This window comes from Vibrio sp. 10N.239.312.C11 (assembly GCF_041466065.1).
Lineage (GTDB): Bacteria > Pseudomonadota > Gammaproteobacteria > Enterobacterales > Vibrionaceae > Vibrio > Vibrio tasmaniensis_A.
In genome coordinates this window covers 1-20,488 of record NZ_JBFSRZ010000011.1, presented here as the reverse complement: position 1 = coordinate 20,488, position 20,488 = coordinate 1, and the positions used below count along the sequence as shown (strand labels likewise).

Annotated in this window: 35 protein-coding genes and 1 pseudogene; 6 read left to right on the top strand and 30 right to left on the bottom strand. The window is 44.8% G+C overall.

The window, feature by feature from the left end; genetic code table 11:
* The first annotated feature begins 6 nt into the window (after positions 1–6).
* From AB6D07_RS07090 to AB6D07_RS07075, 4 genes are all read left to right on the top strand, one after another.
* Positions 7–1,761, top strand: coding sequence for a lysophospholipid acyltransferase family protein (locus AB6D07_RS07090; protein WP_017103592.1), 1,755 nt, complete (start codon positions 7–9; stop codon positions 1,759–1,761).
* Between the two features lie 71 nt (positions 1,762–1,832).
* Entirely contained in the window at positions 1,833–2,399 is a 567-nt protein-coding gene (locus AB6D07_RS07085; protein WP_017103593.1) for a Crp/Fnr family transcriptional regulator, read from the top strand.
* Between the two features lie 57 nt (positions 2,400–2,456).
* Positions 2,457–2,909 (top strand): GNAT family N-acetyltransferase, encoded by a 453-nt coding sequence (locus AB6D07_RS07080; protein WP_017103594.1) that lies wholly within the window; start codon positions 2,457–2,459, stop codon positions 2,907–2,909.
* Entirely contained in the window at positions 2,909–3,757 is an 849-nt protein-coding gene (locus AB6D07_RS07075) for a DMT family transporter (RefSeq protein ID WP_012604900.1), read from the top strand. Before AB6D07_RS07080 ends, AB6D07_RS07075 begins: the two co-directional genes overlap by 1 nt.
* A 59-nt stretch (positions 3,758–3,816) precedes the next feature.
* Here AB6D07_RS07075 and AB6D07_RS07070 read toward each other — a convergent pair whose 3' ends face one another.
* A complete protein-coding gene (locus tag AB6D07_RS07070; protein ID WP_029223025.1) occupies positions 3,817–4,395 on the bottom strand; it encodes a LysM-like peptidoglycan-binding domain-containing protein in 579 nt (192 codons plus the stop codon).
* Positions 4,396–4,608: 213 nt separating this feature from the next.
* On the opposite strand from AB6D07_RS07070, the gene AB6D07_RS07065 reads away from it, so the two are divergent.
* Both AB6D07_RS07065 and AB6D07_RS07060 read left to right on the top strand, forming a co-directional pair.
* Positions 4,609–5,229: an FKBP-type peptidyl-prolyl cis-trans isomerase gene (locus AB6D07_RS07065; protein ID WP_017103596.1), complete on the top strand. Its 621-nt coding sequence runs from the start codon at positions 4,609–4,611 to the stop codon at positions 5,227–5,229.
* A 134-nt stretch (positions 5,230–5,363) separates the two neighbouring features.
* Positions 5,364–5,870 carry a DUF2780 domain-containing protein gene (locus tag AB6D07_RS07060; RefSeq protein ID WP_017103597.1) on the top strand — a complete coding sequence of 169 codons (507 nt, stop codon included), beginning with the start codon at positions 5,364–5,366 and terminating at the stop codon, positions 5,868–5,870.
* A gap of 264 nt (positions 5,871–6,134) precedes the next feature.
* Here the strand turns inward: AB6D07_RS07060 and rplQ are convergent, their stop codons facing one another.
* The 29 genes and pseudogenes from rplQ to tuf all read right to left on the bottom strand — a co-directional run.
* On the bottom strand, positions 6,135–6,515 hold the full coding sequence (gene rplQ / locus AB6D07_RS07055; RefSeq protein ID WP_004729812.1) for a 50S ribosomal protein L17: 381 nt from the start codon (positions 6,513–6,515) through the stop codon (positions 6,135–6,137).
* A 24-nt stretch (positions 6,516–6,539) separates the two neighbouring features.
* On the bottom strand, positions 6,540–7,532 hold the full coding sequence (locus AB6D07_RS07050; protein WP_004729813.1) for a DNA-directed RNA polymerase subunit alpha: 993 nt from the start codon (positions 7,530–7,532) through the stop codon (positions 6,540–6,542).
* Positions 7,533–7,554: 22 nt separating this feature from the next.
* Positions 7,555–8,175, bottom strand: coding sequence for a 30S ribosomal protein S4 (gene rpsD, locus AB6D07_RS07045; protein ID WP_004738777.1), 621 nt, complete (start codon positions 8,173–8,175; stop codon positions 7,555–7,557).
* Positions 8,176–8,206: 31 nt separating this feature from the next.
* Complete coding sequence (gene rpsK / locus AB6D07_RS07040) at positions 8,207–8,596, bottom strand: 30S ribosomal protein S11 (RefSeq protein ID WP_004738778.1); 390 nt, start codon at positions 8,594–8,596, stop codon at positions 8,207–8,209.
* Positions 8,597–8,615: 19 nt separating this feature from the next.
* Positions 8,616–8,972, bottom strand: coding sequence for a 30S ribosomal protein S13 (gene rpsM, locus AB6D07_RS07035; protein ID WP_004738779.1), 357 nt, complete (start codon positions 8,970–8,972; stop codon positions 8,616–8,618).
* 149 nt (positions 8,973–9,121) lie between these two features.
* Positions 9,122–9,235: a 50S ribosomal protein L36 gene (gene rpmJ, locus AB6D07_RS07030; RefSeq protein WP_000868186.1), complete on the bottom strand. Its 114-nt coding sequence runs from the start codon at positions 9,233–9,235 to the stop codon at positions 9,122–9,124.
* Positions 9,236–9,276: 41 nt separating this feature from the next.
* A complete protein-coding gene (gene secY, locus AB6D07_RS07025) occupies positions 9,277–10,611 on the bottom strand; it encodes a preprotein translocase subunit SecY (protein WP_004736759.1) in 1,335 nt (444 codons plus the stop codon).
* Between the two features lie 20 nt (positions 10,612–10,631).
* The gene (gene rplO, locus AB6D07_RS07020; RefSeq protein WP_004736758.1) at positions 10,632–11,066 is read right to left on the bottom strand and encodes a 50S ribosomal protein L15; all 435 of its coding nucleotides are present in this window, start codon (positions 11,064–11,066) and stop codon (positions 10,632–10,634) included.
* Between the two features lie 5 nt (positions 11,067–11,071).
* Positions 11,072–11,248 (bottom strand): 50S ribosomal protein L30, encoded by a 177-nt coding sequence (gene rpmD, locus AB6D07_RS07015; RefSeq protein ID WP_004736756.1) that lies wholly within the window; start codon positions 11,246–11,248, stop codon positions 11,072–11,074.
* A 7-nt stretch (positions 11,249–11,255) separates the two neighbouring features.
* On the bottom strand, positions 11,256–11,756 hold the full coding sequence (rpsE, locus tag AB6D07_RS07010) for a 30S ribosomal protein S5 (protein ID WP_004736754.1): 501 nt from the start codon (positions 11,754–11,756) through the stop codon (positions 11,256–11,258).
* Positions 11,757–11,770: 14 nt separating this feature from the next.
* The gene (rplR, locus tag AB6D07_RS07005) at positions 11,771–12,124 is read right to left on the bottom strand and encodes a 50S ribosomal protein L18 (RefSeq protein ID WP_009847783.1); all 354 of its coding nucleotides are present in this window, start codon (positions 12,122–12,124) and stop codon (positions 11,771–11,773) included.
* A gap of 9 nt (positions 12,125–12,133) precedes the next feature.
* Positions 12,134–12,667 carry a 50S ribosomal protein L6 gene (gene rplF, locus AB6D07_RS07000; protein ID WP_009847784.1) on the bottom strand — a complete coding sequence of 178 codons (534 nt, stop codon included), beginning with the start codon at positions 12,665–12,667 and terminating at the stop codon, positions 12,134–12,136.
* A gap of 10 nt (positions 12,668–12,677) precedes the next feature.
* Positions 12,678–13,070, bottom strand: coding sequence for a 30S ribosomal protein S8 (gene rpsH / locus AB6D07_RS06995; RefSeq protein WP_009847785.1), 393 nt, complete (start codon positions 13,068–13,070; stop codon positions 12,678–12,680).
* 29 nt (positions 13,071–13,099) lie between these two features.
* Complete coding sequence (gene rpsN / locus AB6D07_RS06990; RefSeq protein WP_004736747.1) at positions 13,100–13,405, bottom strand: 30S ribosomal protein S14; 306 nt, start codon at positions 13,403–13,405, stop codon at positions 13,100–13,102.
* A 16-nt stretch (positions 13,406–13,421) separates the two neighbouring features.
* Positions 13,422–13,961 carry a 50S ribosomal protein L5 gene (gene rplE / locus AB6D07_RS06985; RefSeq protein WP_004736744.1) on the bottom strand — a complete coding sequence of 180 codons (540 nt, stop codon included), beginning with the start codon at positions 13,959–13,961 and terminating at the stop codon, positions 13,422–13,424.
* A 24-nt stretch (positions 13,962–13,985) separates the two neighbouring features.
* Complete coding sequence (gene rplX, locus AB6D07_RS06980; RefSeq protein ID WP_004736742.1) at positions 13,986–14,303, bottom strand: 50S ribosomal protein L24; 318 nt, start codon at positions 14,301–14,303, stop codon at positions 13,986–13,988.
* 11 nt (positions 14,304–14,314) lie between these two features.
* Positions 14,315–14,686 (bottom strand): 50S ribosomal protein L14, encoded by a 372-nt coding sequence (gene rplN, locus AB6D07_RS06975; RefSeq protein WP_004736740.1) that lies wholly within the window; start codon positions 14,684–14,686, stop codon positions 14,315–14,317.
* Positions 14,687–14,848: 162 nt separating this feature from the next.
* The gene (gene rpsQ, locus AB6D07_RS06970) at positions 14,849–15,103 is read right to left on the bottom strand and encodes a 30S ribosomal protein S17 (RefSeq protein ID WP_004736739.1); all 255 of its coding nucleotides are present in this window, start codon (positions 15,101–15,103) and stop codon (positions 14,849–14,851) included.
* Positions 15,103–15,294 carry a 50S ribosomal protein L29 gene (gene rpmC, locus AB6D07_RS06965; RefSeq protein ID WP_004736737.1) on the bottom strand — a complete coding sequence of 64 codons (192 nt, stop codon included), beginning with the start codon at positions 15,292–15,294 and terminating at the stop codon, positions 15,103–15,105. Before rpmC ends, rpsQ begins: the two co-directional genes overlap by 1 nt.
* Entirely contained in the window at positions 15,294–15,704 is a 411-nt protein-coding gene (gene rplP / locus AB6D07_RS06960) for a 50S ribosomal protein L16 (RefSeq protein ID WP_004736736.1), read from the bottom strand. Before rplP ends, rpmC begins: the two co-directional genes overlap by 1 nt.
* Before the next feature lie 11 nt (positions 15,705–15,715).
* Complete coding sequence (rpsC, locus tag AB6D07_RS06955) at positions 15,716–16,414, bottom strand: 30S ribosomal protein S3 (protein WP_004736734.1); 699 nt, start codon at positions 16,412–16,414, stop codon at positions 15,716–15,718.
* An 18-nt stretch (positions 16,415–16,432) separates the two neighbouring features.
* Positions 16,433–16,765, bottom strand: coding sequence for a 50S ribosomal protein L22 (gene rplV, locus AB6D07_RS06950; RefSeq protein ID WP_004736732.1), 333 nt, complete (start codon positions 16,763–16,765; stop codon positions 16,433–16,435).
* Between the two features lie 10 nt (positions 16,766–16,775).
* Positions 16,776–17,054, bottom strand: a complete 279-nt coding sequence (gene rpsS, locus AB6D07_RS06945; protein WP_004736729.1) for a 30S ribosomal protein S19 — start codon at positions 17,052–17,054, stop codon at positions 16,776–16,778.
* Between the two features lie 19 nt (positions 17,055–17,073).
* Positions 17,074–17,898, bottom strand: coding sequence for a 50S ribosomal protein L2 (rplB, locus tag AB6D07_RS06940; protein ID WP_012604912.1), 825 nt, complete (start codon positions 17,896–17,898; stop codon positions 17,074–17,076).
* Positions 17,899–17,912: 14 nt separating this feature from the next.
* Entirely contained in the window at positions 17,913–18,215 is a 303-nt protein-coding gene (gene rplW / locus AB6D07_RS06935; protein ID WP_004736765.1) for a 50S ribosomal protein L23, read from the bottom strand.
* Positions 18,212–18,814, bottom strand: a complete 603-nt coding sequence (gene rplD / locus AB6D07_RS06930; RefSeq protein ID WP_004736764.1) for a 50S ribosomal protein L4 — start codon at positions 18,812–18,814, stop codon at positions 18,212–18,214. Before rplD ends, rplW begins: the two co-directional genes overlap by 4 nt.
* Positions 18,815–18,830: 16 nt before the next feature.
* Positions 18,831–19,460: a 50S ribosomal protein L3 gene (gene rplC / locus AB6D07_RS06925; RefSeq protein WP_004736763.1), complete on the bottom strand. Its 630-nt coding sequence runs from the start codon at positions 19,458–19,460 to the stop codon at positions 18,831–18,833.
* Positions 19,461–19,474: 14 nt separating this feature from the next.
* Positions 19,475–19,786: a 30S ribosomal protein S10 gene (gene rpsJ, locus AB6D07_RS06920; RefSeq protein ID WP_004736761.1), complete on the bottom strand. Its 312-nt coding sequence runs from the start codon at positions 19,784–19,786 to the stop codon at positions 19,475–19,477.
* Positions 19,787–20,270: 484 nt separating this feature from the next.
* A pseudogene (tuf, locus tag AB6D07_RS06915) lies at positions 20,271–20,488 on the bottom strand (elongation factor Tu); the annotation flags it as partial.

Below are 20,488 nucleotides of genomic sequence, written 5' to 3'. Positions count from 1 at the left end.
TTCATTATGATTGATAGTCCTTTTCGTTTACCACGTTACACGCCTTTTGGTTTAGGTGAGTCTGTTGTCGAGTGGGCAACTGGGCTATCTAAGCTAGATAAACTCTATCAAGATAGACCTGATGAGTTATCTAGTTTTGAATTCATGCATCACACCCTGTCGGCATTGAATATCGACTATTCTGTTTCAGCAGGCGCCACTGACAATATTCCTGAGGAAGGACCGGTTGTGATTGTGGCTAACCACCCGCTTGGCGCGATTGAAGGTGTGATCCTTGCTGATCTCGTAGGATCGGTAAGGAAGGATGTGAAGGTGTTGGCGAATGAGTTGCTCAAGCGACTGCCTGAACTGGATGATCTTTTCATCGGAGTCGATGTCTTTAATAGTAAAGAATCGAAACGAACCAACGCTAAAGCCATTCGAGATGCCAATCGTCATTTGGCAGACGGGGGGCTATTGATTGTGTTCCCTGCGGGCGAAGTATCGAGTTACCGTAAAGGGGCAAAAACACTGACAGACATCGAATGGAGCAAATCGGTTGCCAAGTTCGTTAAACGACACCAAGCCACTACGGTTCCTATCTTTATCAATGGTAAAAACAGTGAGCTTTTCTACCAAGCCGGACGAGTTCATCCACTGCTGAGAACGGCTTTACTTGGCCGTGAACTTCTTAATAAAAGAGCGACTACCATCTCTATCTCTATTGGTTCTTCAATCCCATACTCAGAGATAAAATCGTTTGAACAAGAGATGGATATCGTCAACTATCTGCGACTCAATACCTATCTGATGAGTCAACAAGATAGCCCTAACACGCCAATCCATGCGCCCTCTTTTGACACTCAGGTTATTACGCCTATTCCATCAGAAGTACTCTCTATAGAAGTCGCGTCACTTCCTCAAGAAATGAGATTACTCGAACAGGGCGATTTTGAGGTGTATTGCACGCCGAGCCAGTCGATCCCCAATTTAATGCGCGAGATTGGTCGAGTAAGAGAAGAAAGCTTTAGAGAGGTCGGCGAAGGCAGCGGGCTTGCCTGTGATTTAGATGAGTATGACCTTTACTACCACCAACTGTTTGTTTGGAATAAAACCAAGGCTGAGTTAGTGGGTGCATACCGACTTGGTATGGTCGACAAACTCATCGCTGAGCACGGACTTGATAAGCTCTACTCTCGTAGCCTGTTTAACTACAATCAAGAATTCATCGATACCTTAGACAACAGTATCGAGCTTGGGCGTTCTGTAGTGAGCAAGCCTTATCAGAAGAGCCTTAACTCACTATTACTATTGTGGAAAGGTATCGCGGCCTTCGTGTATCGTCACCCTCAATACACTCACCTATTCGGCCCAGTCAGTATCAGTAATGATTACAGTCATAATGCTCGCCTGTTGATTGCGACGACCTTATCGATACATCATTATGACGAAGAAAAAGCAAACCTGGTTTCTCCTTCTTCACCACTCAATACCAGTAATCATGTGTTCTGGCAAAATCATCTGTTATCGTCACTGGCGAGTGTGCCTCTGCTCTCTAAAGTATTAGCACGCATGGAGCAAGGTAAAGGCCTGCCGGTGCTGCTGCGCCAATATCTAGGGATGAACGGTAAACTGGTGTGTTTTAATGTCGACCCATCATTTAATGATGCCTTGGATGGCTTGATTGTGGTGAACCTTAAAAAGGTACCACTGAAAACTCTGGGTAAATACATGGGCAGAGAGCTTGCTCAAGACTATCTAGAGCAACATGCTCAACGCTGATTTCGCCTGCTCTGTACCTACACTCAAATAAGTGCGATGATTTCGACACTTATTTGGGTTAGGTTATTTTCATGCACACCTCTTTTATCGAACAACTGCAAAGCTTCGACTTCTCAGAAAGTCAGATTGAATCTCTAGTTGCTGTCGCCAAGCCTCTTGAGCTACCAACCAGACACATTTTGATCAATCAAGGTGAGATGGCGAGTTCAATCTACTTTGTACTTGAAGGCTTATGTCATGCTTGCTACCTCACTGATGATGGTAAGCAATACAGTAAAGAGTTCTACTGGGAACAAGATTGGATCATCGGCTTTGAGAGTCTGATAAAGAACCAAGCCTCTCCTTACCTATTAGAAACGCTGACACCCATCACCATGTTAGAGCTGCCAATGAATGCGGTTATCGAGTGGCGTGCATCAAATAATCCTTTGTATTTAAAGCTGTTAGAAACACAACTGATGCATAAGGAAAACAAAGAACGCTTCATGCTGCTCTATACACCAGAGCAACGTTATCAGCTGTTCTGCGAGCACTATCCCGACCTTGAGCAGCGCTTGAACGACAATCAAATTGCAGCCTACCTAGGAATAACCGCAATCAGCCTGAGCAGAATCAAAGGTCGAATTAACAATAGTTAATGCCAACAATCATCGCACATAGTACATTCAGAGCATCGATAATCTCTGGATGTAAACATGATCACTTGGCACTCAATTCCCTTCTCTGAACTTTCAACACAGCAGCTTTATCAACTACTTCAATTACGAGTAGATGTGTTCGTCGTTGAACAAAATTGCCCTTATCCAGAACTCGACGGTAAAGATACACTCGCGGGTGTTGAACACTTGCTTGGCTATGCTGATGCAGAGTTAGTGGCGTGTGCACGCTTGTTACCACCAGGAACTTCTTACGACAACACGAGCATCGGTCGAGTGGCAACGAAGCAATCGGCAAGAGGTGATGGTTTAGGCCATCAATTGATAAAAGAAGCGTTAACACGCTGTGAGGCTCTTTGGCCGAGCAAGACCATCGATATTGGTGCGCAACAACACCTAGAAGCTTTCTATGCGAGCCACGGCTTCAAAACGATCTCTGAGATGTACTTGGAAGACGATATTCCGCACATTGATATGAGATTAGAGAAGTAATGTCGAATATCACTGTCGGTATCCTATTGCTGATTGCAGGTAATTTGTTTGCCTCGCTTTCCGACGTAGCGGTAAAACTGTTGAATGGCGAAGTGCCACCTCTTCAGTATATTTTTTTCCGACAGTTGATATCTCTGCTCATCATCACCCCTTTGTGGCTACAGCAGAAAAAGGAACAACGACGCTTACAGCAAGCCAAAGTGACCATCATACGCGGACAGCTAATACTAATTGGCAGTGGATGTATGGTTGTCGCGATTACCCACTTATCTTTGGCTACCGCCAACGCTGTATTTTATGTCGCGCCCTTGTTGATGCTGCCTCTATCTATGTTTCTACTGAAAGAGCAACCAGCACTTGGCAAGGTCATCGCCACCACTATCGGTTTTATTGGTGCATTGATTGTCTTGAGGCCATCGCAATTTCATTGGGCTGCATTGTTTGCATTAGGCACAGCTCTGACGCTCGCACTGTTCAATGTATTGGTAAGAAAGCTTCCGAGTGAGCAAACGGTGATCACTACGCTGTGGTGGACAACGTTATTCTCTATTCCAGCATCATTGGTACTGTGCTTCCTATACTGGCAACCCGTATCGGTGGAGCATTTGGGATACATAGCACTCAGTGCAACGTTAATCTTGAGTTACAACGGCCTTGCGGTTGCTGCTTACCAAAAAGCACACTCTAGCCAAATTGCCTTGGCTGAGTATTCAGGACTGGTGTTTGTCGCGTTAATAGGTGCAATATGGTTTGATGAGATACCAGATACGTTAACCTTTATCGGTATTATGCTCATCATCTTGCCACTCGCCCCTTTCAAGCGACCAAAAAAAAGAGCTAATGCTTAGCTCTTTTCTATCGTTTATATGTGTCTGGTGAAGTGCTTTAACTCAGGTTCACTATTCATCTATTTACTGCGACCAAAGCCACCATCTGATAACCGGAAAAACATCACCGAAGTATTGCCTTTCTCAAGCTGAAGAATGTCTAGTTGCCCAGTCTCGGCTAGTTTGAATCGAACCAGCTGGCCTTTACGAATCTGGCTAAGCGGCTTGTCTGCACCTTCAATACGAACCAAAGCGTTAAGATCAGACAGCGGTAGATCATTATTTCGGAACACTTGAGCTAACGTATCTCCTTGCTTTACAAGATACTCTTGCCAACTGGTTGGCTCAGAAGAATTACTTTTAGCATTTTTCTGCTCGCTTAAGCCAACAGTATTTATCTCAAGCTCAACACGAGATGTTGCTGATGCGTTGTCTACTTTAGGCTCTGGTAGCGGTGCAAACAATAAGATTAATATGATCGGCGAAATCACCATCAATAATTTCTGGTGTAATTTCGGCAATGATCCCCAAGTTTGCACTGTTGAGGTTTTCATTTTCTTTAGATCGATCGAGCTTAGTTTCTCTTTGACCTGATTCAGTCGGTCCTTGAACTCTGCTAAGTGGTCTACTTTCTGTTTTTTCTTTTGACGACGATTCATGCCACTGCGTCCTATACATTGAATAACTACAGTATAAAAACCAAAGTACCAACAGTATAGATCTTTCCGCGACAACAGAGAGCAAAGCAAGAAAATTGACATAGCTGTGATTTGGACACGGTAAAGCGTAAGTGATCAGAGGCTAGCCGTTTATTCAGGCTGCTAATACTGGTATTCTTACCCTTTTCGTACTGACAAAAAGAGTGACTTTTCATGTCTGAAGTAAAATTTGAAACTGTAGAGCAAAAAGCTAGCTACGGTATCGGTCTACAAATGGGCCAACAACTTGCTGGTTCTGGTCTTGAAGGCCTAAACGTTGATGCAATCGCTGCTGGTATCGCAACAGCTCTAGTTGGCGACATGCCAGCTATCGAAGTTGACGAAATCAACAACGCACTACAAGAGCTACACACTCGTGGTGAAGCTGCACGTCAAGAACTAGCTAAAGCTGCTGCTGCTGACGGCGAAGCTTTTCTAGCTGACAACGCTCTTCGTTCAGAAATTACAGTTCTTGAGTCTGGTCTTCAGTACGAAGTACTAACTGAAGGTACTGGCGAAATCCCAACTGCAGACAAGCAAGTACGCGTTCACTACCACGGCGAACTAACTGACGGTACAGTTTTCGATAGCTCTGTATCTCGCGGTCAACCTGCAGAATTCCCAGTAACTGGCGTAATTCAAGGTTGGGTACAAGCTCTACAAATGATGCCTGTTGGCTCTAAGTGGAAGCTATACATCCCTCAAGATCTAGCATACGGTGAGCGTGGCGCAGGTGCTGCTATCCCACCATTTGCTGCTCTAGTATTCGAAGTAGAACTTCTAGCAATTCTTTAATTTCTATAAAAACCTTTAGTGAAACAAAAAACTATAGGTAAATTAGACTGAATTAGCTCAACGGCGATGTGACTACATCGCCGTTTTTCGTTTATAGTGAAAGAGTAAATTACTTTATTACTTAAGGACGAATAATGAAGAAAGTACTCATCACCGTTTTAAGCAGCCTTGCTGTGGTATCTTGCGCTGGTACTAGCGAGTCAGAACAAGTTAGTTCAACTTCTGATATTAACTATTCCCAACTATCACAAACAGCCCTTATGACCGCTGTAGACATGTGGTCTCAAAAAAATGAAGCAACACCATTTACGAGCACCCTTGCTAATTCCCTAAGTGACAAAGAATCTGTAACAAATGAGCAAGCTATAGGTGGAGTAGGTTCCATGCTAGCTCTTGCCCAGAATACCCTTGATAACTTTGACAACCAAGAGCTCGAAATGCTTTTCCCTGGAATGTCGACGCTTGATTCTACCGGTTTAACGTCAGTATTGGACTCAAAAACATCTGTTGAAAATGCATTTTCAGGATTAGGTATGGATTCATCAATGGTTGCGGCGTTTGCACCAATCATTATTCAAGGGCTAGAGTCACAAGGCGCAACAAGCGGTCTCGTTGATTCACTCGAAGCTATTTGGTTGTAATAACCAGTGATTAATAATTGATTTAAAATACTTAAAGGGCGCTTCGGTGCTCTTTTTTGTGCGTTGAACAAAAGAGATACGAGATACGAGATACGAGATACGAGATACGAGATACGAGATACGAGATATTATTAAGAAATGGAGCAGAGAAGGTAAAGAAAAGTGCCAAATATCGTGGTGCAATTCTTATGTGGGTCTCCTAATTCTACAGATACAAAAAAGCCGAGCTAATGCTCGGCTTTTGTATTAAGAATCTAGTATAGATTACTCAGCAGCTTCTTCAGCAGCTGGGCGGTCTACAAGCTCAATGTAAGCCATTGGAGCTTTATCACCAGTACGGAAACCACATTTAAGAATGCGAGTGTAACCACCTTGGCGAGCCGCGAAACGCGGGCCTAGTTCATTAAATAGTTTTGCCACAACTTCGTTATCACGAGTGCGAGCAAATGCAAGACGACGGTTAGCAACACTGTCTGTCTTAGCTAGGGTAATCAATGGCTCAATTACGCGACGTAGTTCTTTTGCTTTAGGCACGGTAGTTTTAATAACTTCGTGACGAACAAGAGAGCTAGCCATGTTGCTGAACATCGCTTTGCGATGACTGCTGTTGCGGTTGAGTTGACGACCACTTTTACGATGGCGCATGACCTAATCCTTCTAACTTTTCGATTAATCTTCAGCGATTGACGCTGGTGGCCAGTTTTCTAGGCGCATGCCTAGAGAAAGACCACGTGAAGCAAGCACATCTTTAATCTCTGTAAGAGATTTCTTACCAAGGTTTGGCGTTTTAAGTAGCTCAACCTCAGTGCGCTGTACAAGATCACCGATGTAGTGAATCGCTTCTGCTTTCAAACAGTTAGCAGAGCGAACTGTTAGTTCAAGATCGTCTACAGGACGTAGTAGGATAGGATCGAATTCTGGCTTCTCTTCCTTCTCCTCAGGTACACGTACATCACGAAGATCTACGAACGCATCCAGTTGTTCAGCTAAAATAGTAGCTGCACGACGGATTGCTTCCTCAGGTTCTAGAGTACCGTTCGTTTCCATATCGATAACAAGCTTGTCTAAGTCAGTACGTTGTTCTACACGTGCCGCTTCAACAGCATAGGCGATTTTATCGACCGGGCTGTAAGTAGCGTCAACAAGTAGACGACCGATTGGACGCTCATCTTCTTCAGTATGGATACGAGCTGAAGCTGGAACGTAACCACGACCACGTTCTACTTTGATACGCATAGCGATCTCAGCGTTGTCATCCGTTAGGTGACAAATTACGTGCTCAGGGTTAGCGATCTCTACATCACCATCGTGGGTGATGTCACCTGCAACAACAGGGCCTGAGCCTGATTTGTTCAGTGTAATAAACACTTCATCTTTGCCTTCAGCAACGCGTACAGCTAAACCTTTAAGGTTTAGAAGGATTTCCAGGATATCTTCCTGAACGCCTTCTTTAGTGCTGTATTCGTGTAGCACACCTTCGATTTCAACTTCTGTTACGGCACAACCCGGCATAGAAGATAGAAGAATGCGGCGAAGAGCATTACCTAGAGTATGGCCGAAACCGCGCTCTAATGGCTCAAGAGTTACTTTCGCGTGTGTCGTATTGATCTGTTCAATGTCAACAAGACGCGGCTTAAGAAATTCTGTTACAGAACCCTGCATTGTGTCCTCTCTTTTTTTAACCTTACTTAGAGTAAAGTTCGACGATCAAGTGTTCATTGATGTCAGCTGATAGGTCAGAACGCTCAGGCATACGCTTGAATGTACCTTCCATTTTGCCAGCATCTACTTCAATCCAAGTTGGCTTTTCACGTTGTTCAGCAACTTCTAGAGCCGCTTTAATACGAGATTGCTGTTTAGCTTTCTCGCGGATAGAAACAACGTCGTTTGCCGCTACTTTGAAAGAAGGAACGTTTACAACTTTACCGTTAACTAGAATAGACTTGTGGCTAACTAGTTGACGAGATTCAGCACGAGTAGCGCCAAAGCCCATACGGTAAACTACGTTATCAAGACGACCTTCAAGAAGCTGAAGCAGGTTTGCACCTGTGTTGCCTTTAAGACGTGCAGCTTCTTTGTAGTAGTTGCGGAATTGTTTTTCTAGAACGCCGTAAATACGACGAACTTTTTGCTTCTCACGAAGCTGAACGCCATACTCAGATAGACGACCGCGACGAGCGCCGTGTACACCTGGTGCGTTATCAATTTTACACTTGGTATCGATCGCACGGACACCAGACTTAAGGAATAAGTCAGTACCTTCGCGACGGCTAAGCTTCAGCTTAGGACCCAAATATCTTGCCATGATCTTTCTCCAATATTCCTAGAAACGAAACTTAAACGCGACGTTTCTTAGGTGGACGACAACCGTTATGAGGGATTGGTGTCGCATCAACAATGTTAGTGATACGGAAACCAGCAGCGTTCAGTGCACGAACAGTAGATTCGCGACCTGGACCTGGACCCTTAACCATAACTTCCAAGTTCTTTAGGCCATATTCTTTAGCCATTTCACCACAACGCTCAGCTGCAACTTGTGCTGCGAACGGAGTAGATTTACGAGAACCACGGAAACCTGAACCACCTGCTGTAGCCCATGCAAGAGCGTTGCCTTGACGGTCAGTGATAGTTACGATTGTGTTGTTGAAAGAAGCATGAATGTGCGCTACGCCATCAGCTACTTGCTTGCGTACGCGCTTACGCGCGCGAGTTGGTTGTTTTGCCATTGTACTCTACCTTATCCGACTATTTCTTGATCGGCTTGCGCGGACCCTTACGGGTGCGAGCGTTGGTTTTAGTACGCTGTCCACGTAGTGGTAGACTGCGACGATGACGAAGACCGCGGTAACAGCCAAGGTCCATAAGACGCTTGATGTTCATCGATACTTCACGACGTAGATCACCTTCTACAGTGTATTTAGCTACACCATCACGCAGTTGATCGATCTGCTCTTCAGTTAGTTCACTGATCTTAGCATCTTCAGCAATACCCACTTCAGCTAGAATAGCTTGAGAGCGAGTTTTGCCAATACCGTAGATTGCAGTAAGTGCAATTACAGAATGCTTATGATCAGGAATGTTAATGCCGGCTATACGGGCCATTATTCACTCCTAAGGGGGTTCATAAAAGAATTATCCGCAGCAAAGCCCGTTATGGATACGCTGCGGCATACTACTTCTTTTGCACGCAAAAGGTAGGCCGAGGAATATACTCGACTCTACCTAGTATTTCAAGTAAAAATTTCTGCTGATTAGCCTTGGCGTTGCTTATGCTTTGGCTCACTGCAAATCACGCGAACGACACCGTTACGCTTGATAACTTTACAGTTACGGCAGATTTTTTTAACGGAAGCACGAACTTTCATTGCTAAACTCCGTAAATGGAATCGAAATAATTACTACCGAATTAACGGCCGTAACCTTTCAGATTCGCTTTCTTTAACACAGAATCATACTGTTGTGACATCAGATGAGTCTGTACCTGTGCCATGAAATCCATGATAACTACCACTACGATTAGTAGTGATGTGCCGCCGAAGTAGAAACGAACGTTCCACGCGACCATCATGAATTCAGGAATCAGACATATAAAAGTAATGTATAGAGCGCCCGCAAGGGTTAGCCTAGTCATCACTTTATCGATATATTTCGCTGTCTGCTCACCTGGGCGGATACCGGGTACGAATGCACCAGACTTCTTCAAATTATCAGCTGTTTCACGCGGGTTAAACACCAACGCTGTATAGAAGAAACAGAAGAAGATTATAGCTGCTGCATAAAGCATTACATACAAAGGTTGACCAGGGCTAAGAGCTAATGACACGTCAGTTAACCAACCGAACGCGCTGCTTTCACCATTTTGACCAAACCATTGTGCTAATGTTCCTGGGAACAAAATAATACTTGATGCAAAAATCGCTGGAATAACACCTGCCATATTAATCTTAAGAGGCAAGTGAGAGCTTTGAGCTGCAAAAACTTTACGACCTTGTTGACGCTTCGCATAGTTAACGACGATACGACGTTGACCACGTTCCATGAAAACTACGAAGTAAATTACAGCAAAAGACAATACCGCGATAAACAACAGAAGAAGCACATGCAATTCACCTTGACGCGCTTGCTCGATTGTTTGACCGATTGCAGAAGGCAATCCAGCAACAATACCTGCAAAAATCAGAATGGAAATACCATTACCGATTCCTCGCTCAGTGATTTGTTCACCTAACCACATCAAAAACATGGTACCAGTTACTAAACTCACGGTAGCAATAAGCGTAAACATGGTTTGGTTGATAACAACCAGATTGTCGACCATGTTTGGTAAGCCTGTTGCGATACCAATAGCTTGGAATGTTGCAAGTACAAGCGTGCCGTAGCGTGTATATTGGCTTATCTTACGACGGCCTGCTTCACCCTCTTTTTTGAGTTCCGCTAACGCTGGATGAACTACAGTTAGCAATTGGACTACGATCGATGCCGAAATGTACGGCATGATACCCAATGCTAATATAGATGCACGCTCAAGAGCACCACCGGAGAACATGTTAAACATTTCTACGATGGTACCTTTTTGCTGATCGAACAAATCGGCAAGTACAGCTGCGTCAATACCAGGGATCGGCACAAAAGAGCCGGCTCGGAATACTAAAAGTGCACCAATTACGAATAATAAGCGCGACTTTAGTTCACTTAAGCCGCTCTGAGCACTACGAAAATCTTTTCCTGGTTTCTTAGCCATCTGTACCTCGTTCCTCGAGATTATTCCTCGATTTTACCGCCTGCAGCTTCGATTGCAGCTTTAGCGCCTTTAGTCACGCGTAGACCTTTAACAGTCACAGCTTTGCTTAGGTCACCAGAAAGAACGATCTTAACAAACTCGATGTTCTTAGTGATAACGTTAGCAGCTTTAAGGCTGTTAAGATCAACTACGTCACCTGTTACTTTCGCTAGCTCAGCTAGACGAACTTCAGCAGACACTAGGCTCTTACGAGAAGTGAAACCGAATTTAGGTAGACGTTGTTTTAGAGGCATTTGACCGCCTTCAAAACCTGGACGAACAGAGCCGCCAGAACGTGACTTTTGACCTTTGTGACCGCGGCCACCTGTTTTACCAAGGCCAGAACCGATACCACGACCTACACGCTTCTTAGAAGGTTTAGAGCCAGCAGCCGGTGATAGAGTATTCAAACGCATTCTGATTACTCCTCAATCTTAACCATGTAGTAAACCTTGTTGATCATACCGCGTACGCACGGAGTATCTTCAAGTTCTACTGTATGGTTGATGCGACGAAGACCTAGACCTTTAAGACACGCTTTGTGCTTAGGTAGGCGACCAATTGAGCTTTTAGTTTGAGTTACTTTAATAGTTGCCATCGTGTGCTTACTCCGAAATAGATTCAACAGTTAGACCACGTTTAGCAGCAACCATTTCTGGTGACTTAACGTCTACTAGAGCACCAATCGTTGCGCGAACAACGTTGATTGGGTTCGTTGAACCGTATGCTTTAGAAAGAACGTTATGTACGCCTGCAACTTCAAGTACGGCACGCATTGCACCACCGGCAATAACACCTGTACCTTCAGCAGCTGGCTGCATGTAAACTTTAGAGCCCGAATGACGACCTTTCACCGGGTGGTGAAGAGTGCCTTCGTTAAGCGCAACAGTAACCATGTTACGACGCGCTTTTTCCATTGCTTTTTGAATCGCTGCAGGTACTTCACGAGCTTTGCCGTAACCGAAACCTACGCGACCATTACCGTCACCAACTACTGTTAGTGCAGTGAAGCTCATGATTCGACCACCTTTAACCGTCTTAGATACACGGTTAACAGCGATCAGCTTTTCTTGCAAATCATTAGCTTGTTGTTGTTCTTTAGCCATCTTCCAACCCTACCTTAGAATTTCAGACCAGCTTCGCGAGCAGATTCTGCTAGCGCCGCTACTCGACCGTGGTATTGGAAACCAGAACGGTCAAATGCAACTGAAGCTACGCCTTTTTCAAGAGCGCGCTCAGCAACAGCTTTACCAACTGCTTTAGCTGCATCGACGTTACCAGTGTTCTTAACTTGCTCACGGATCGCTTTTTCTACAGTAGAAGCAGCTGCGATAACCTCAGAGCCGTTTGCCGAGATAACTTGAGCGTAAACATGGCGAGGAGTACGATGTACTACCAGGCGAGTTGCACCAAGTTCTGCAATCTTACGACGTGCACGTGTAGCACGACGGATGCGAGATGCTTTCTTATCCATAGTGATACCTTACTTCTTCTTAGCTTCTTTAGTACGCACATTTTCATCTGCGTAACGAACACCTTTGCCTTTGTAAGGCTCAGGAGCACGGTAAGAACGAATGTCAGCCGCAACTTGACCTACTACTTGCTTATCGCAACCAGTAATAACGATCTCAGTTTGGCTAGGGCACTCAGCTTTAATACCTTCAGGTAGAGCGTGCTCTACTGGGTGAGAAAAACCAAGAGTTAGACCTACAGCGTTGCCTTTCATAGCAGCACGGTAACCAACACCCTTAAGAGTTAGCTTCTTAGTGAAGCCCTCAGTAACACCCACAACCATGTTATTAACTAGAGCGCGAGCTGTACCAGCTTGTGCCCATGCGTTAGTAACACCTTCTTTCGGACCGAAAGTTAGGTTGTTTTCTTCCTGTGCAATAACTACGGCGCTGTTAAGAACGCGAGTAAGCTCACCTTTGCTACCTTTTACAGTAACTTCTTGGCCGTTTAGTTTCACCTCTACGCCAGCTGGAATAGCGACAGGTGCTTTAGCAACACGAGACATAATCTACTCCTTAAGCTACGTAACAGATGATTTCACCGCCAAGACCTGCTTTACGAGCAGCACGGTCAGACATCAGACCCTTGGAAGTAGAAACAACTGCAATACCAAGACCACCCATCACTGTAGGTAAAGAGTCTTTATTTTTATAAACTCTTAGACCAGGACGTGATACGCGCTTGATTTGCTCGATTACAGGTTTAGCTTGGAAGTACTTAAGAGTAACTTCTAGCTCAGGTTTTGCTTCGCTGTCAACAGCGAAGTCTACGATGTAACCTTCAGCTTTAAGTAATGCAGCAATTGCAACTTTAAGCTTTGAAGAAGGCATTTTTACAGCAACTTTATTTGCTGCCTGACCGTTACGAACGCGGGTCAGCATATCCGAAATCGGATCTTGCATGCTCATAAGATTTACTCCAAATGATTAAGTGGCAATTACCAGCTAGCCTTACGAAGACCCGGAATCTCGCCTTTCATGCAAGCTTCGCGAACCTTAATACGGCTTAGACCGAATTTACGTAGGTAACCGTGTGGACGACCAGTTTGGTTGCAACGGTTGCGCTGACGTGATGCACTTGAATCACGTGGAAGAGATTGCAGTTTAAGAACCGCATTCCAACGATCTTCTTCAGATGCGTTTACATCGCTAATGATAACTTTTAGCGCAGAACGCTTTTCAGCGAACTTAACTACTAGTTTTGCACGTTTAGCTTCACGTGCTTTCATTGATTGTTTAGCCATAACAGTAACCCTACCCTTACTTACGGAATGGGAAGTTAAAGGCAGCCAGCAGAGCTCGGCCTTCCTCATCGGATCCCGCAGATGTCGTGATAGTAATATCAAGACCGCGGACACGATCGACTTTATCGTAGTCGATTTCCGGAAAGATGATTTGCTCGCGAACGCCCATGCTGTAGTTACCGCGTCCGTCAAAAGACTTAGCGCTAACACCACGGAAATCACGTACACGTGGAAGTGCGATAGAGATTAAACGCTCTAAAAATTCCCACATGCGCTCACCACGCAAGGTTACTTTACAACCAATTGGGTAGCCTTCACGAATTTTGAAACCAGCTACAGATTTACGCGCTTTCGTGATAAGAGGCTTTTGACCAGAGATCGTTGCCATATCAGATGCTGCGTTTTCTAGCAGTTTCTTATCGTTGATTGCTTCACCAACGCCCATGTTTAGGGTGATTTTCTCAATCCTAGGGACTTGCATGACGCTTGTGTAGCTGAACTCTTTGGTAAGCTCAGCGACTACAGACGACTTGTAGTAATCATGCAGTTTCGCCATAGTAGAACTCCAAATTACTTCTAATTAGTTAGAAACAGTTTCGCCGTTAGATTTGAAGAAACGAACTTTCTTGCCATCTTCGATACGGAAACCGATACGGTCTGCTTTACCAGTAGCCGCGTTAAAGACTGCAACGTTAGAAGCATCAATAGCTGCTTCTTGTTCAACGATGCCACCTTGTTGACCTAGAGCCGGAACCGGCTTTTGGTGTTTTTTAACAAGATTGATGCCTTCAACAACAACTTTACCAGTTGTCAGAACCTTAGTTACTTTACCTTTCTTGCCTTTATCTTTACCAGCAAGAATGATTACTTCGTCATTACGACGGATTTTAGCTGCCATGTTGCCGCTCCTTACAGAACTTCAGGTGCAAGTGATACAATCTTCATGAATTTCGCGTTACGAAGTTCACGAGTCACAGGACCAAAGATACGTGTGCCGACTGGTTGCTCAGTAGTGTCATTTAACAATACACAAGCATTACTGTCGAAGCGAATGACAGAACCGTCTGGGCGACGAACGCCTTTACGGGTGCGCACTACTACCGCCTTCAGAACATCACCTTTCTTTACTTTACCGCGAGGAATCGCTTCCTTCACTGTAACCTTGATGACGTCACCGATATGTGCATAACGGCGGTGAGAGCCACCCAGAACCTTAATACACATTACCTTGCGCGCGCCAGAGTTATCTGCTGCGTCAAGTGTACTTTGCATCTGGATCATTGTTAGTGCTCCGCTAAATATTAAAACTAGACCCTCTCGGGTCGGGCTGCCTCTTTAAAAGGGACGCGAATTGTACCACCCTTTTTTTAAATTGGGTAGACAAAAAACAAGCGGCTCCAAAAAATTATTTGGAGCCGCTTATAAGTTATAGAATTACAAAGATTAAATCTTCGCTTTTTCTAGAACTTTAACCAATGTCCAAGACTTAGTCTTAGACAGAGGACGACACTCAGCGATTTCAACTTTGTCGCCTAGGCCACAAGTGTTGTCTTCGTCGTGTGCGTGTACTTTAGTCGTGCGTTTGATGAACTTACCGTAAATCGGGTGTTTTACAGTACGCTCAATAGCAACAACGATAGACTTGTCCATCTTGTCACTTACTACACGGCCTTGCTGGATGCGGTTAGTTTCGCTCATTATGCGCCTGCCTTTTCAGTCAAAACAGTTTTCACACGTGCGATGTCACGGCGTACAGCTTTTAGAGTATGAGTTTGCTGTAGTTGACCAGTTGCAGCTTGCATGCGCAAGTTGAACTGTTCACGTAGCAAATTCAATAGCTCAGCGTTAAGCTCTTCAACGTTCTTTTCGCGTAGATCTTGTGCTTTCATCACATCACCTGCTTAGTTACAAAAGTAGTTTTAACAGGCAGTTTACGTGCCGCTAGGCGGAACGCTTCACGTGCCAACTCTTCAGGTACGCCATTCATCTCGTACATAACTTTGCCTGGTTGGATTTGAGCAACCCAGTACGCAACTGAACCTTTACCTTTACCTTGACGAACTTCAAGAGGCTTTTCAGTAATCGGTTTGTCTGGGAACACACGGATCCAGATTTGACCTTGACGCTTAATGTGACGTGTCATAGCACGACGTGCCGCTTCGATTTGACGTGCAGTCAGGCGACCACGGCCAACAGCTTTAAGACCGAATTCGCCGAAGCTTACTTCAGTACCTTTAGCTAGACCACGGTTACGACCAGTCATAACCTTGCGGAACTTAGTACGTTTTGGTTGTAGCATCGTTCGACTCCTTACTTACGGCCTTTACGCTGCTTCTTAGGCTTATCGCCTTTTGGCTCTACTGCGTTAGCAGCTGGCATACCGCCTAGAATCTCACCTTTGAAGATCCAAACTTTAATGCCGATCACACCGTATTGAGTGTGAGCCGAAGAAGTTGCGTAATCAATGTCTGCACGTAGAGTGTGTAGAGGCACACGGCCTTCACGGTACCACTCTGAACGTGCGATTTCAGCACCGCCAAGACGGCCGCCTACTTGTACTTTGATGCCTTTAGCGCCTAGACGCATAGCATTTTGTACCGCACGCTTCATTGCACGACGGAACATAACACGACGCTCTAGTTGAGACGCGATGCTATCAGCTACAAGCTGACCATCTAGCTCAGGCTTACGTACTTCAGCGATGTTAATTTGCGCTGGTACACCTGCGATTTTAGCTACAGCTGCGCGTAGCTTCTCTACGTCTTCACCTTTCTTACCGATAACAACGCCAGGACGAGCTGTGTGAATAGTCACACGGATGCTCTTCGCTGGACGCTCGATAACGATACGAGATAATGATGCTTTTTGTAGTTCCTTGGTAAGGAACTGACGTACCTTGAAGTCGCCGTCTAGGTTGTCAGCGAATTCGTTGGTATTAGCAAACCATGTAGCATTCCAAGGCTTGACGATGCCAAGACGAATACCATTAGGATGTACTTTCTGACCCATTGCTTACTCTCCTAGTCTTTAGCGATCTGCTACAACAATAGTGATGTGGCTTGAACGCTTCAAGATACGATCCGCACGACCTTTAGCACGAGGCATAATACGCTTCATGATAGGGCCCTCATCTACGAAGATTTTAGCGACATTTAGATCGTCGATATCTGCACCTTCGTTATGTTCCGCGTTAGCGATAGCTGACTCAAGAACTTTCTTAACTAAAACAGCAGCTTTTTTGTTGCTGAAAGTTAGAATTTCTAGAGCCTGGTCTACCGACTTACCGCGAATTTGGTCTGCAACTAAGCGAGCTTTCTGTGGAGAAATACGAGCAAAGTTATGTTTAGCTAAAGCTTCCATCATCTACTCCTTATTTCTTCTTAGCTTTCTTATCTGCAGCATGACCGCGATAAGTACGAGTTGGTGCAAATTCGCCTAGTTTGTGACCGATCATTTCTTCGGTAACGAAAACTGGGACGTGCTGACGACCATTATGGACAGCGATGGTCAAACCAATCATTGTTGGGATGATCATTGAGCGACGGGACCAAGTCTTAATAGGCTTTTTGTCTCCGCTTTCCACCGCTTTCTCTACCTTCTTCAGCAAGTGTAGGTCAATAAAAGGACCTTTCTTGAGAGAACGTGGCATGGCGATTCCTCTTTATAAATTATTTAGTGCGACGACGTACGATGTACTTGTCAGTGCGCTTATTCTTACGAGTCTTGAAGCCCTTAGTAGGAACGCCCCAAGGAGATACTGGGTGACGACCACCAGATGTGCGGCCTTCACCACCACCATGTGGGTGATCCACCGGGTTCATTACTACACCACGTACGGTTGGACGTACGCCGCGCCAGCGTGAAGCACCAGCTTTACCAAGTTCACGTAGCATATGCTCAGAGTTACCAACTTCACCGATCGTTGCACGACCTTCAGAAAGAACTTTGCGCATTTCACCAGAACGTAGACGGATAGTTACGTATGCACCATCGCGAGCGATGATTTGAGCATAAGCACCAGCCGAACGAGCTAGTTGTGCACCTTTACCAGGCTTAAGTTCAACACAGTGTACAGTAGAACCTACTGGGATGTTGCGCATCGGCAGAGTGTTACCTGCTTTGATTGCAGCATCTACGCCAGATTGAATCTGGTCGCCTGCGTTAACACCTTTAGGTGCAATGATGTAACGACGCTCACCGTCTGCGTACAGAACTAGAGCGATGTTAGCACTACGGTTTGGATCGTATTCTAGACGCTCAACTTTCGCTGGGATGCCATCTTTAGTACGTTTGAAGTCAACCAGACGGTAATGGTGTTTATGACCACCACCGATGTGACGTACTGTAATACGACCGTTGTTGTTACGACCACCGTTCTTAGAGTTTTTCTCTAGAAGTGGTGCGTATGGCTTACCCTTGTGCAGGTCAGCGTTAACAACTTTAACGACGTGACGACGACCAGGGGAAGTCGGCTTACATTTAACAATAGCCATTTTTACTACTCCTGTTATTCCGCGCCGCCAACGAAGTCAAGATCTTGACCTTCTTTCAAAGTAACGTAGGCTTTCTTAACGTCTGAACGACGGCCTTCACGCATACCTTGACGTTTGGTCTTACCCTTTAATACAAGAGTATTTACAGACTTAACTTCAACTTCAAATAGCTTTTCTACAGCTGCTTTGATCTCTTTCTTAGTTGCATCTTTAGCTACTTTGAAAACGATAGTGTTCGCTTTCTCAGCTGCCATAGTTGCTTTTTCAGAGATGTGCGGAGCACGTAGAACTTTTAAGATACGCTCTTCAGTGATCATGCTAGCATCTCCTCAACTTGCTTAACTGCATCAGCAGTCATCAGAACCTTGTCGAAAGCGATTAGTGATACTGGATCAACACCAGCAACATCACGTGCATCTACTTTGTATAGGTTACGAGCAGCTAAGAATAGATTTTCATCTACTTCGCCAGTCACAATCAGAACGTCATTTAGCTCAAGCTCTTTAAGCTTAGCTACAAGTTCTTTTGTTTTTGGTGCTTCTACAGAGAAGTTATCAACAACGATTAGACGCTCTTGACGAATCAACTCAGAAAGAATGCTTTTCATAGCACCGCGGTACATTTTCTTGTTAACTTTTTGGCTGTGATCTTGTGGTTTCGCAGCAAAAGTAACACCACCTGTACGCCAGATTGGGCTACGAATTGTACCAGCACGTGCACGGCCAGTACCTTTTTGGCGCCATGGCTTAGCACCGCCGCCTGATACTTCAGAACGAGTCTTTTGAGCACGAGTACCTTGACGAGCACCTGCTGCATACGCAACAACTACTTGGTGTACTAGAGCTTCGTTAAAGTCACGTCCGAAAGTAGTCTCGGAAACAGTTAGTGCATCAGCACCTTTAACCATCAATTCCATTACTTACTCCTAGACGTTATGCTTTAACAGCAGGTTTTACGATCACGTTACCGCCTGTTGAGCCTGGTACTGCACCTTTAATAAGGAGTAGATTGCGCTCAGCGTCAACACGTACGATCTCTAGGTTTTGAGTCGTTACACGCTCAGCACCCATGTGACCTGCCATTTTCTTGCCTTTAAACACGCGGCCTGGAGTTTGACATTGGCCAATTGAACCCGGTGCGCGGTGAGACAAAGAGTTACCGTGAGTCATATCTTGAGTAGAGAAGTTCCAACGCTTGATAGCGCCTTGGAAGCCTTTACCTTTAGATGTACCAGTAACGTCTACTTTTTTAATTTCGTTGAAAAGTTCTACGTTTAGCTCAGCGCCAACTTCAAACTCTTCGCCGTTTTCTAAACGGAATTCCCAAAGACCGCGACCTGCTTCAACACCCGCTTTCGCGAAGTGACCAGCTTCAGGTTTAGTTACACGGTTAGCTTTCTTAGCACCAGTAGTTACTTGGATTGCTGCGTAGCCGTCTGTCTCAAGAGTTTTAACTTGAGAAATACGGTTCGCTTCAACCTCAACAACAGTTACTGGGATAGAAACGCCTTCTTCAGTAAATACGCGGGTCATACCCACTTTACGTCCGACTAGACCAATCATTATTCTTATCTCCCTTAACCTAGGCTGATTTGAACATCAACGCCAGCTGCAAGATCAAGACGCATTAGAGCATCAACAGTTTTATCTGTTGGCTCAACGATGTCGATCAAACGCTTGTGAGTACGAATTTCGTACTGATCACGTGCATCTTTGTTGACGTGTGGAGAGGTAAGAACAGTGAAACGCTCTTTACGAGTAGGAAGTGGAATAGGACCACGAACCTGTGCGCCAGTACGTTTTGCTGTTTCAACGATTTCCGCAGTTGAAGCATCGATTAGCTTGTAATCAAACGCTTTAAGGCGGATACGAATACGTTGGTTCTGCATGAGACAGAGCTCCAATTATTAAAAATTACACAAAAAATATCGCCACTCAAGCTCGAAAGAACGAGAGAATGCCGATTGATTTATGTGAAACCGTAGCATCCAAGATTAGGACGCATTGTCAGTTAACTTTTGAAGTAAACACAAGGTTTACTATTTTTATTAACCGCGAACATAAGCTGAGTATACATTACTAGGTAAGACCTACTCCTCAGTGCTCATTGGTTCACAAACCGGCGTTAGCCAGTGCGATGCATTATACAGATCACGTTTTAGTATGCAAGTGGTGTTGGAAAAATAATCGGAATATATTTGTGCAGAGCATTCGAAGAAAAGTTGTGTAACAAAAGTAGAACGACAAGGAACGGGGATTATACTAAGGGAAAGCAAAAAAAGTGGTGGAAAGTGGAAAAATAAAAGGGAAGCCGAAGCTTCCCTTTTCTTATGCAGTTCTTCTAATGAAGAGTGTGCAAAAATCTAAATGCTATTAAGCGAAGATTTTAGCTACAACACCAGCACCAACTGTACGGCCACCTTCGCGGATTGCGAAACGTAGACCTTCGTCCATTGCGATTGGAGCGATTAGCTCAACAGTCATTTGAACGTTGTCACCTGGCATTACCATTTCTACGCCTTCAGGTAGAGTGATATCGCCTGTTACGTCAGTTGTACGGAAGTAGAACTGTGGACGGTAACCCTTGAAGA

What these genes read in the sequence shown, in the direction of transcription:
- AB6D07_RS07090 (WP_017103592.1), top strand. Translation starts at nt 7, where the DNA reads ATGATTGATAGTCCTTTTCGTTTACCACGTTACACGCCTTTTGGTTTA.
- AB6D07_RS07085 (WP_017103593.1), top strand. Translation starts at nt 1,833, where the DNA reads ATGCACACCTCTTTTATCGAACAACTGCAAAGCTTCGACTTCTCAGAA.
- AB6D07_RS07080 (WP_017103594.1), top strand. Translation starts at nt 2,457, where the DNA reads ATGATCACTTGGCACTCAATTCCCTTCTCTGAACTTTCAACACAGCAG.
- AB6D07_RS07075 (WP_012604900.1), top strand. Translation starts at nt 2,909, where the DNA reads ATGTCGAATATCACTGTCGGTATCCTATTGCTGATTGCAGGTAATTTG.
- AB6D07_RS07070 (WP_029223025.1), bottom strand. Translation starts at nt 4,395, where the DNA reads ATGAATCGTCGTCAAAAGAAAAAACAGAAAGTAGACCACTTAGCAGAG.
- AB6D07_RS07065 (WP_017103596.1), top strand. Translation starts at nt 4,609, where the DNA reads ATGTCTGAAGTAAAATTTGAAACTGTAGAGCAAAAAGCTAGCTACGGT.
- AB6D07_RS07060 (WP_017103597.1), top strand. Translation starts at nt 5,364, where the DNA reads ATGAAGAAAGTACTCATCACCGTTTTAAGCAGCCTTGCTGTGGTATCT.
- rplQ (WP_004729812.1), bottom strand. Translation starts at nt 6,515, where the DNA reads ATGCGCCATCGTAAAAGTGGTCGTCAACTCAACCGCAACAGCAGTCAT.
- AB6D07_RS07050 (WP_004729813.1), bottom strand. Translation starts at nt 7,532, where the DNA reads ATGCAGGGTTCTGTAACAGAATTTCTTAAGCCGCGTCTTGTTGACATT.
- rpsD (WP_004738777.1), bottom strand. Translation starts at nt 8,175, where the DNA reads ATGGCAAGATATTTGGGTCCTAAGCTGAAGCTTAGCCGTCGCGAAGGT.
- rpsK (WP_004738778.1), bottom strand. Translation starts at nt 8,596, where the DNA reads ATGGCAAAACAACCAACTCGCGCGCGTAAGCGCGTACGCAAGCAAGTA.
- rpsM (WP_004738779.1), bottom strand. Translation starts at nt 8,972, where the DNA reads ATGGCCCGTATAGCCGGCATTAACATTCCTGATCATAAGCATTCTGTA.
- rpmJ (WP_000868186.1), bottom strand. Translation starts at nt 9,235, where the DNA reads ATGAAAGTTCGTGCTTCCGTTAAAAAAATCTGCCGTAACTGTAAAGTT.
- secY (WP_004736759.1), bottom strand. Translation starts at nt 10,611, where the DNA reads ATGGCTAAGAAACCAGGAAAAGATTTTCGTAGTGCTCAGAGCGGCTTA.
- rplO (WP_004736758.1), bottom strand. Translation starts at nt 11,066, where the DNA reads ATGCGTTTGAATACTCTATCACCGGCTGCTGGCTCTAAACCTTCTAAG.
- rpmD (WP_004736756.1), bottom strand. Translation starts at nt 11,248, where the DNA reads ATGGCAACTATTAAAGTAACTCAAACTAAAAGCTCAATTGGTCGCCTA.
- rpsE (WP_004736754.1), bottom strand. Translation starts at nt 11,756, where the DNA reads ATGGCTAAAGAACAACAACAAGCTAATGATTTGCAAGAAAAGCTGATC.
- rplR (WP_009847783.1), bottom strand. Translation starts at nt 12,124, where the DNA reads ATGGATAAGAAAGCATCTCGCATCCGTCGTGCTACACGTGCACGTCGT.
- rplF (WP_009847784.1), bottom strand. Translation starts at nt 12,667, where the DNA reads ATGTCTCGTGTTGCTAAAGCACCTGTCGCTATTCCAGCTGGCGTAGAG.
- rpsH (WP_009847785.1), bottom strand. Translation starts at nt 13,070, where the DNA reads ATGAGCATGCAAGATCCGATTTCGGATATGCTGACCCGCGTTCGTAAC.
- rpsN (WP_004736747.1), bottom strand. Translation starts at nt 13,405, where the DNA reads ATGGCTAAACAATCAATGAAAGCACGTGAAGCTAAACGTGCAAAACTA.
- rplE (WP_004736744.1), bottom strand. Translation starts at nt 13,961, where the DNA reads ATGGCGAAACTGCATGATTACTACAAGTCGTCTGTAGTCGCTGAGCTT.
- rplX (WP_004736742.1), bottom strand. Translation starts at nt 14,303, where the DNA reads ATGGCAGCTAAAATCCGTCGTAATGACGAAGTAATCATTCTTGCTGGT.
- rplN (WP_004736740.1), bottom strand. Translation starts at nt 14,686, where the DNA reads ATGATCCAGATGCAAAGTACACTTGACGCAGCAGATAACTCTGGCGCG.
- rpsQ (WP_004736739.1), bottom strand. Translation starts at nt 15,103, where the DNA reads ATGAGCGAAACTAACCGCATCCAGCAAGGCCGTGTAGTAAGTGACAAG.
- rpmC (WP_004736737.1), bottom strand. Translation starts at nt 15,294, where the DNA reads ATGAAAGCACAAGATCTACGCGAAAAGAACGTTGAAGAGCTTAACGCT.
- rplP (WP_004736736.1), bottom strand. Translation starts at nt 15,704, where the DNA reads ATGCTACAACCAAAACGTACTAAGTTCCGCAAGGTTATGACTGGTCGT.
- rpsC (WP_004736734.1), bottom strand. Translation starts at nt 16,414, where the DNA reads ATGGGTCAGAAAGTACATCCTAATGGTATTCGTCTTGGCATCGTCAAG.
- rplV (WP_004736732.1), bottom strand. Translation starts at nt 16,765, where the DNA reads ATGGAAGCTTTAGCTAAACATAACTTTGCTCGTATTTCTCCACAGAAA.
- rpsS (WP_004736729.1), bottom strand. Translation starts at nt 17,054, where the DNA reads ATGCCACGTTCTCTCAAGAAAGGTCCTTTTATTGACCTACACTTGCTG.
- rplB (WP_012604912.1), bottom strand. Translation starts at nt 17,898, where the DNA reads ATGGCTATTGTTAAATGTAAGCCGACTTCCCCTGGTCGTCGTCACGTC.
- rplW (WP_004736765.1), bottom strand. Translation starts at nt 18,215, where the DNA reads ATGATCACTGAAGAGCGTATCTTAAAAGTTCTACGTGCTCCGCACATC.
- rplD (WP_004736764.1), bottom strand. Translation starts at nt 18,814, where the DNA reads ATGGAATTGATGGTTAAAGGTGCTGATGCACTAACTGTTTCCGAGACT.
- rplC (WP_004736763.1), bottom strand. Translation starts at nt 19,460, where the DNA reads ATGATTGGTCTAGTCGGACGTAAAGTGGGTATGACCCGCGTATTTACT.
- rpsJ (WP_004736761.1), bottom strand. Translation starts at nt 19,786, where the DNA reads ATGCAGAACCAACGTATTCGTATCCGCCTTAAAGCGTTTGATTACAAG.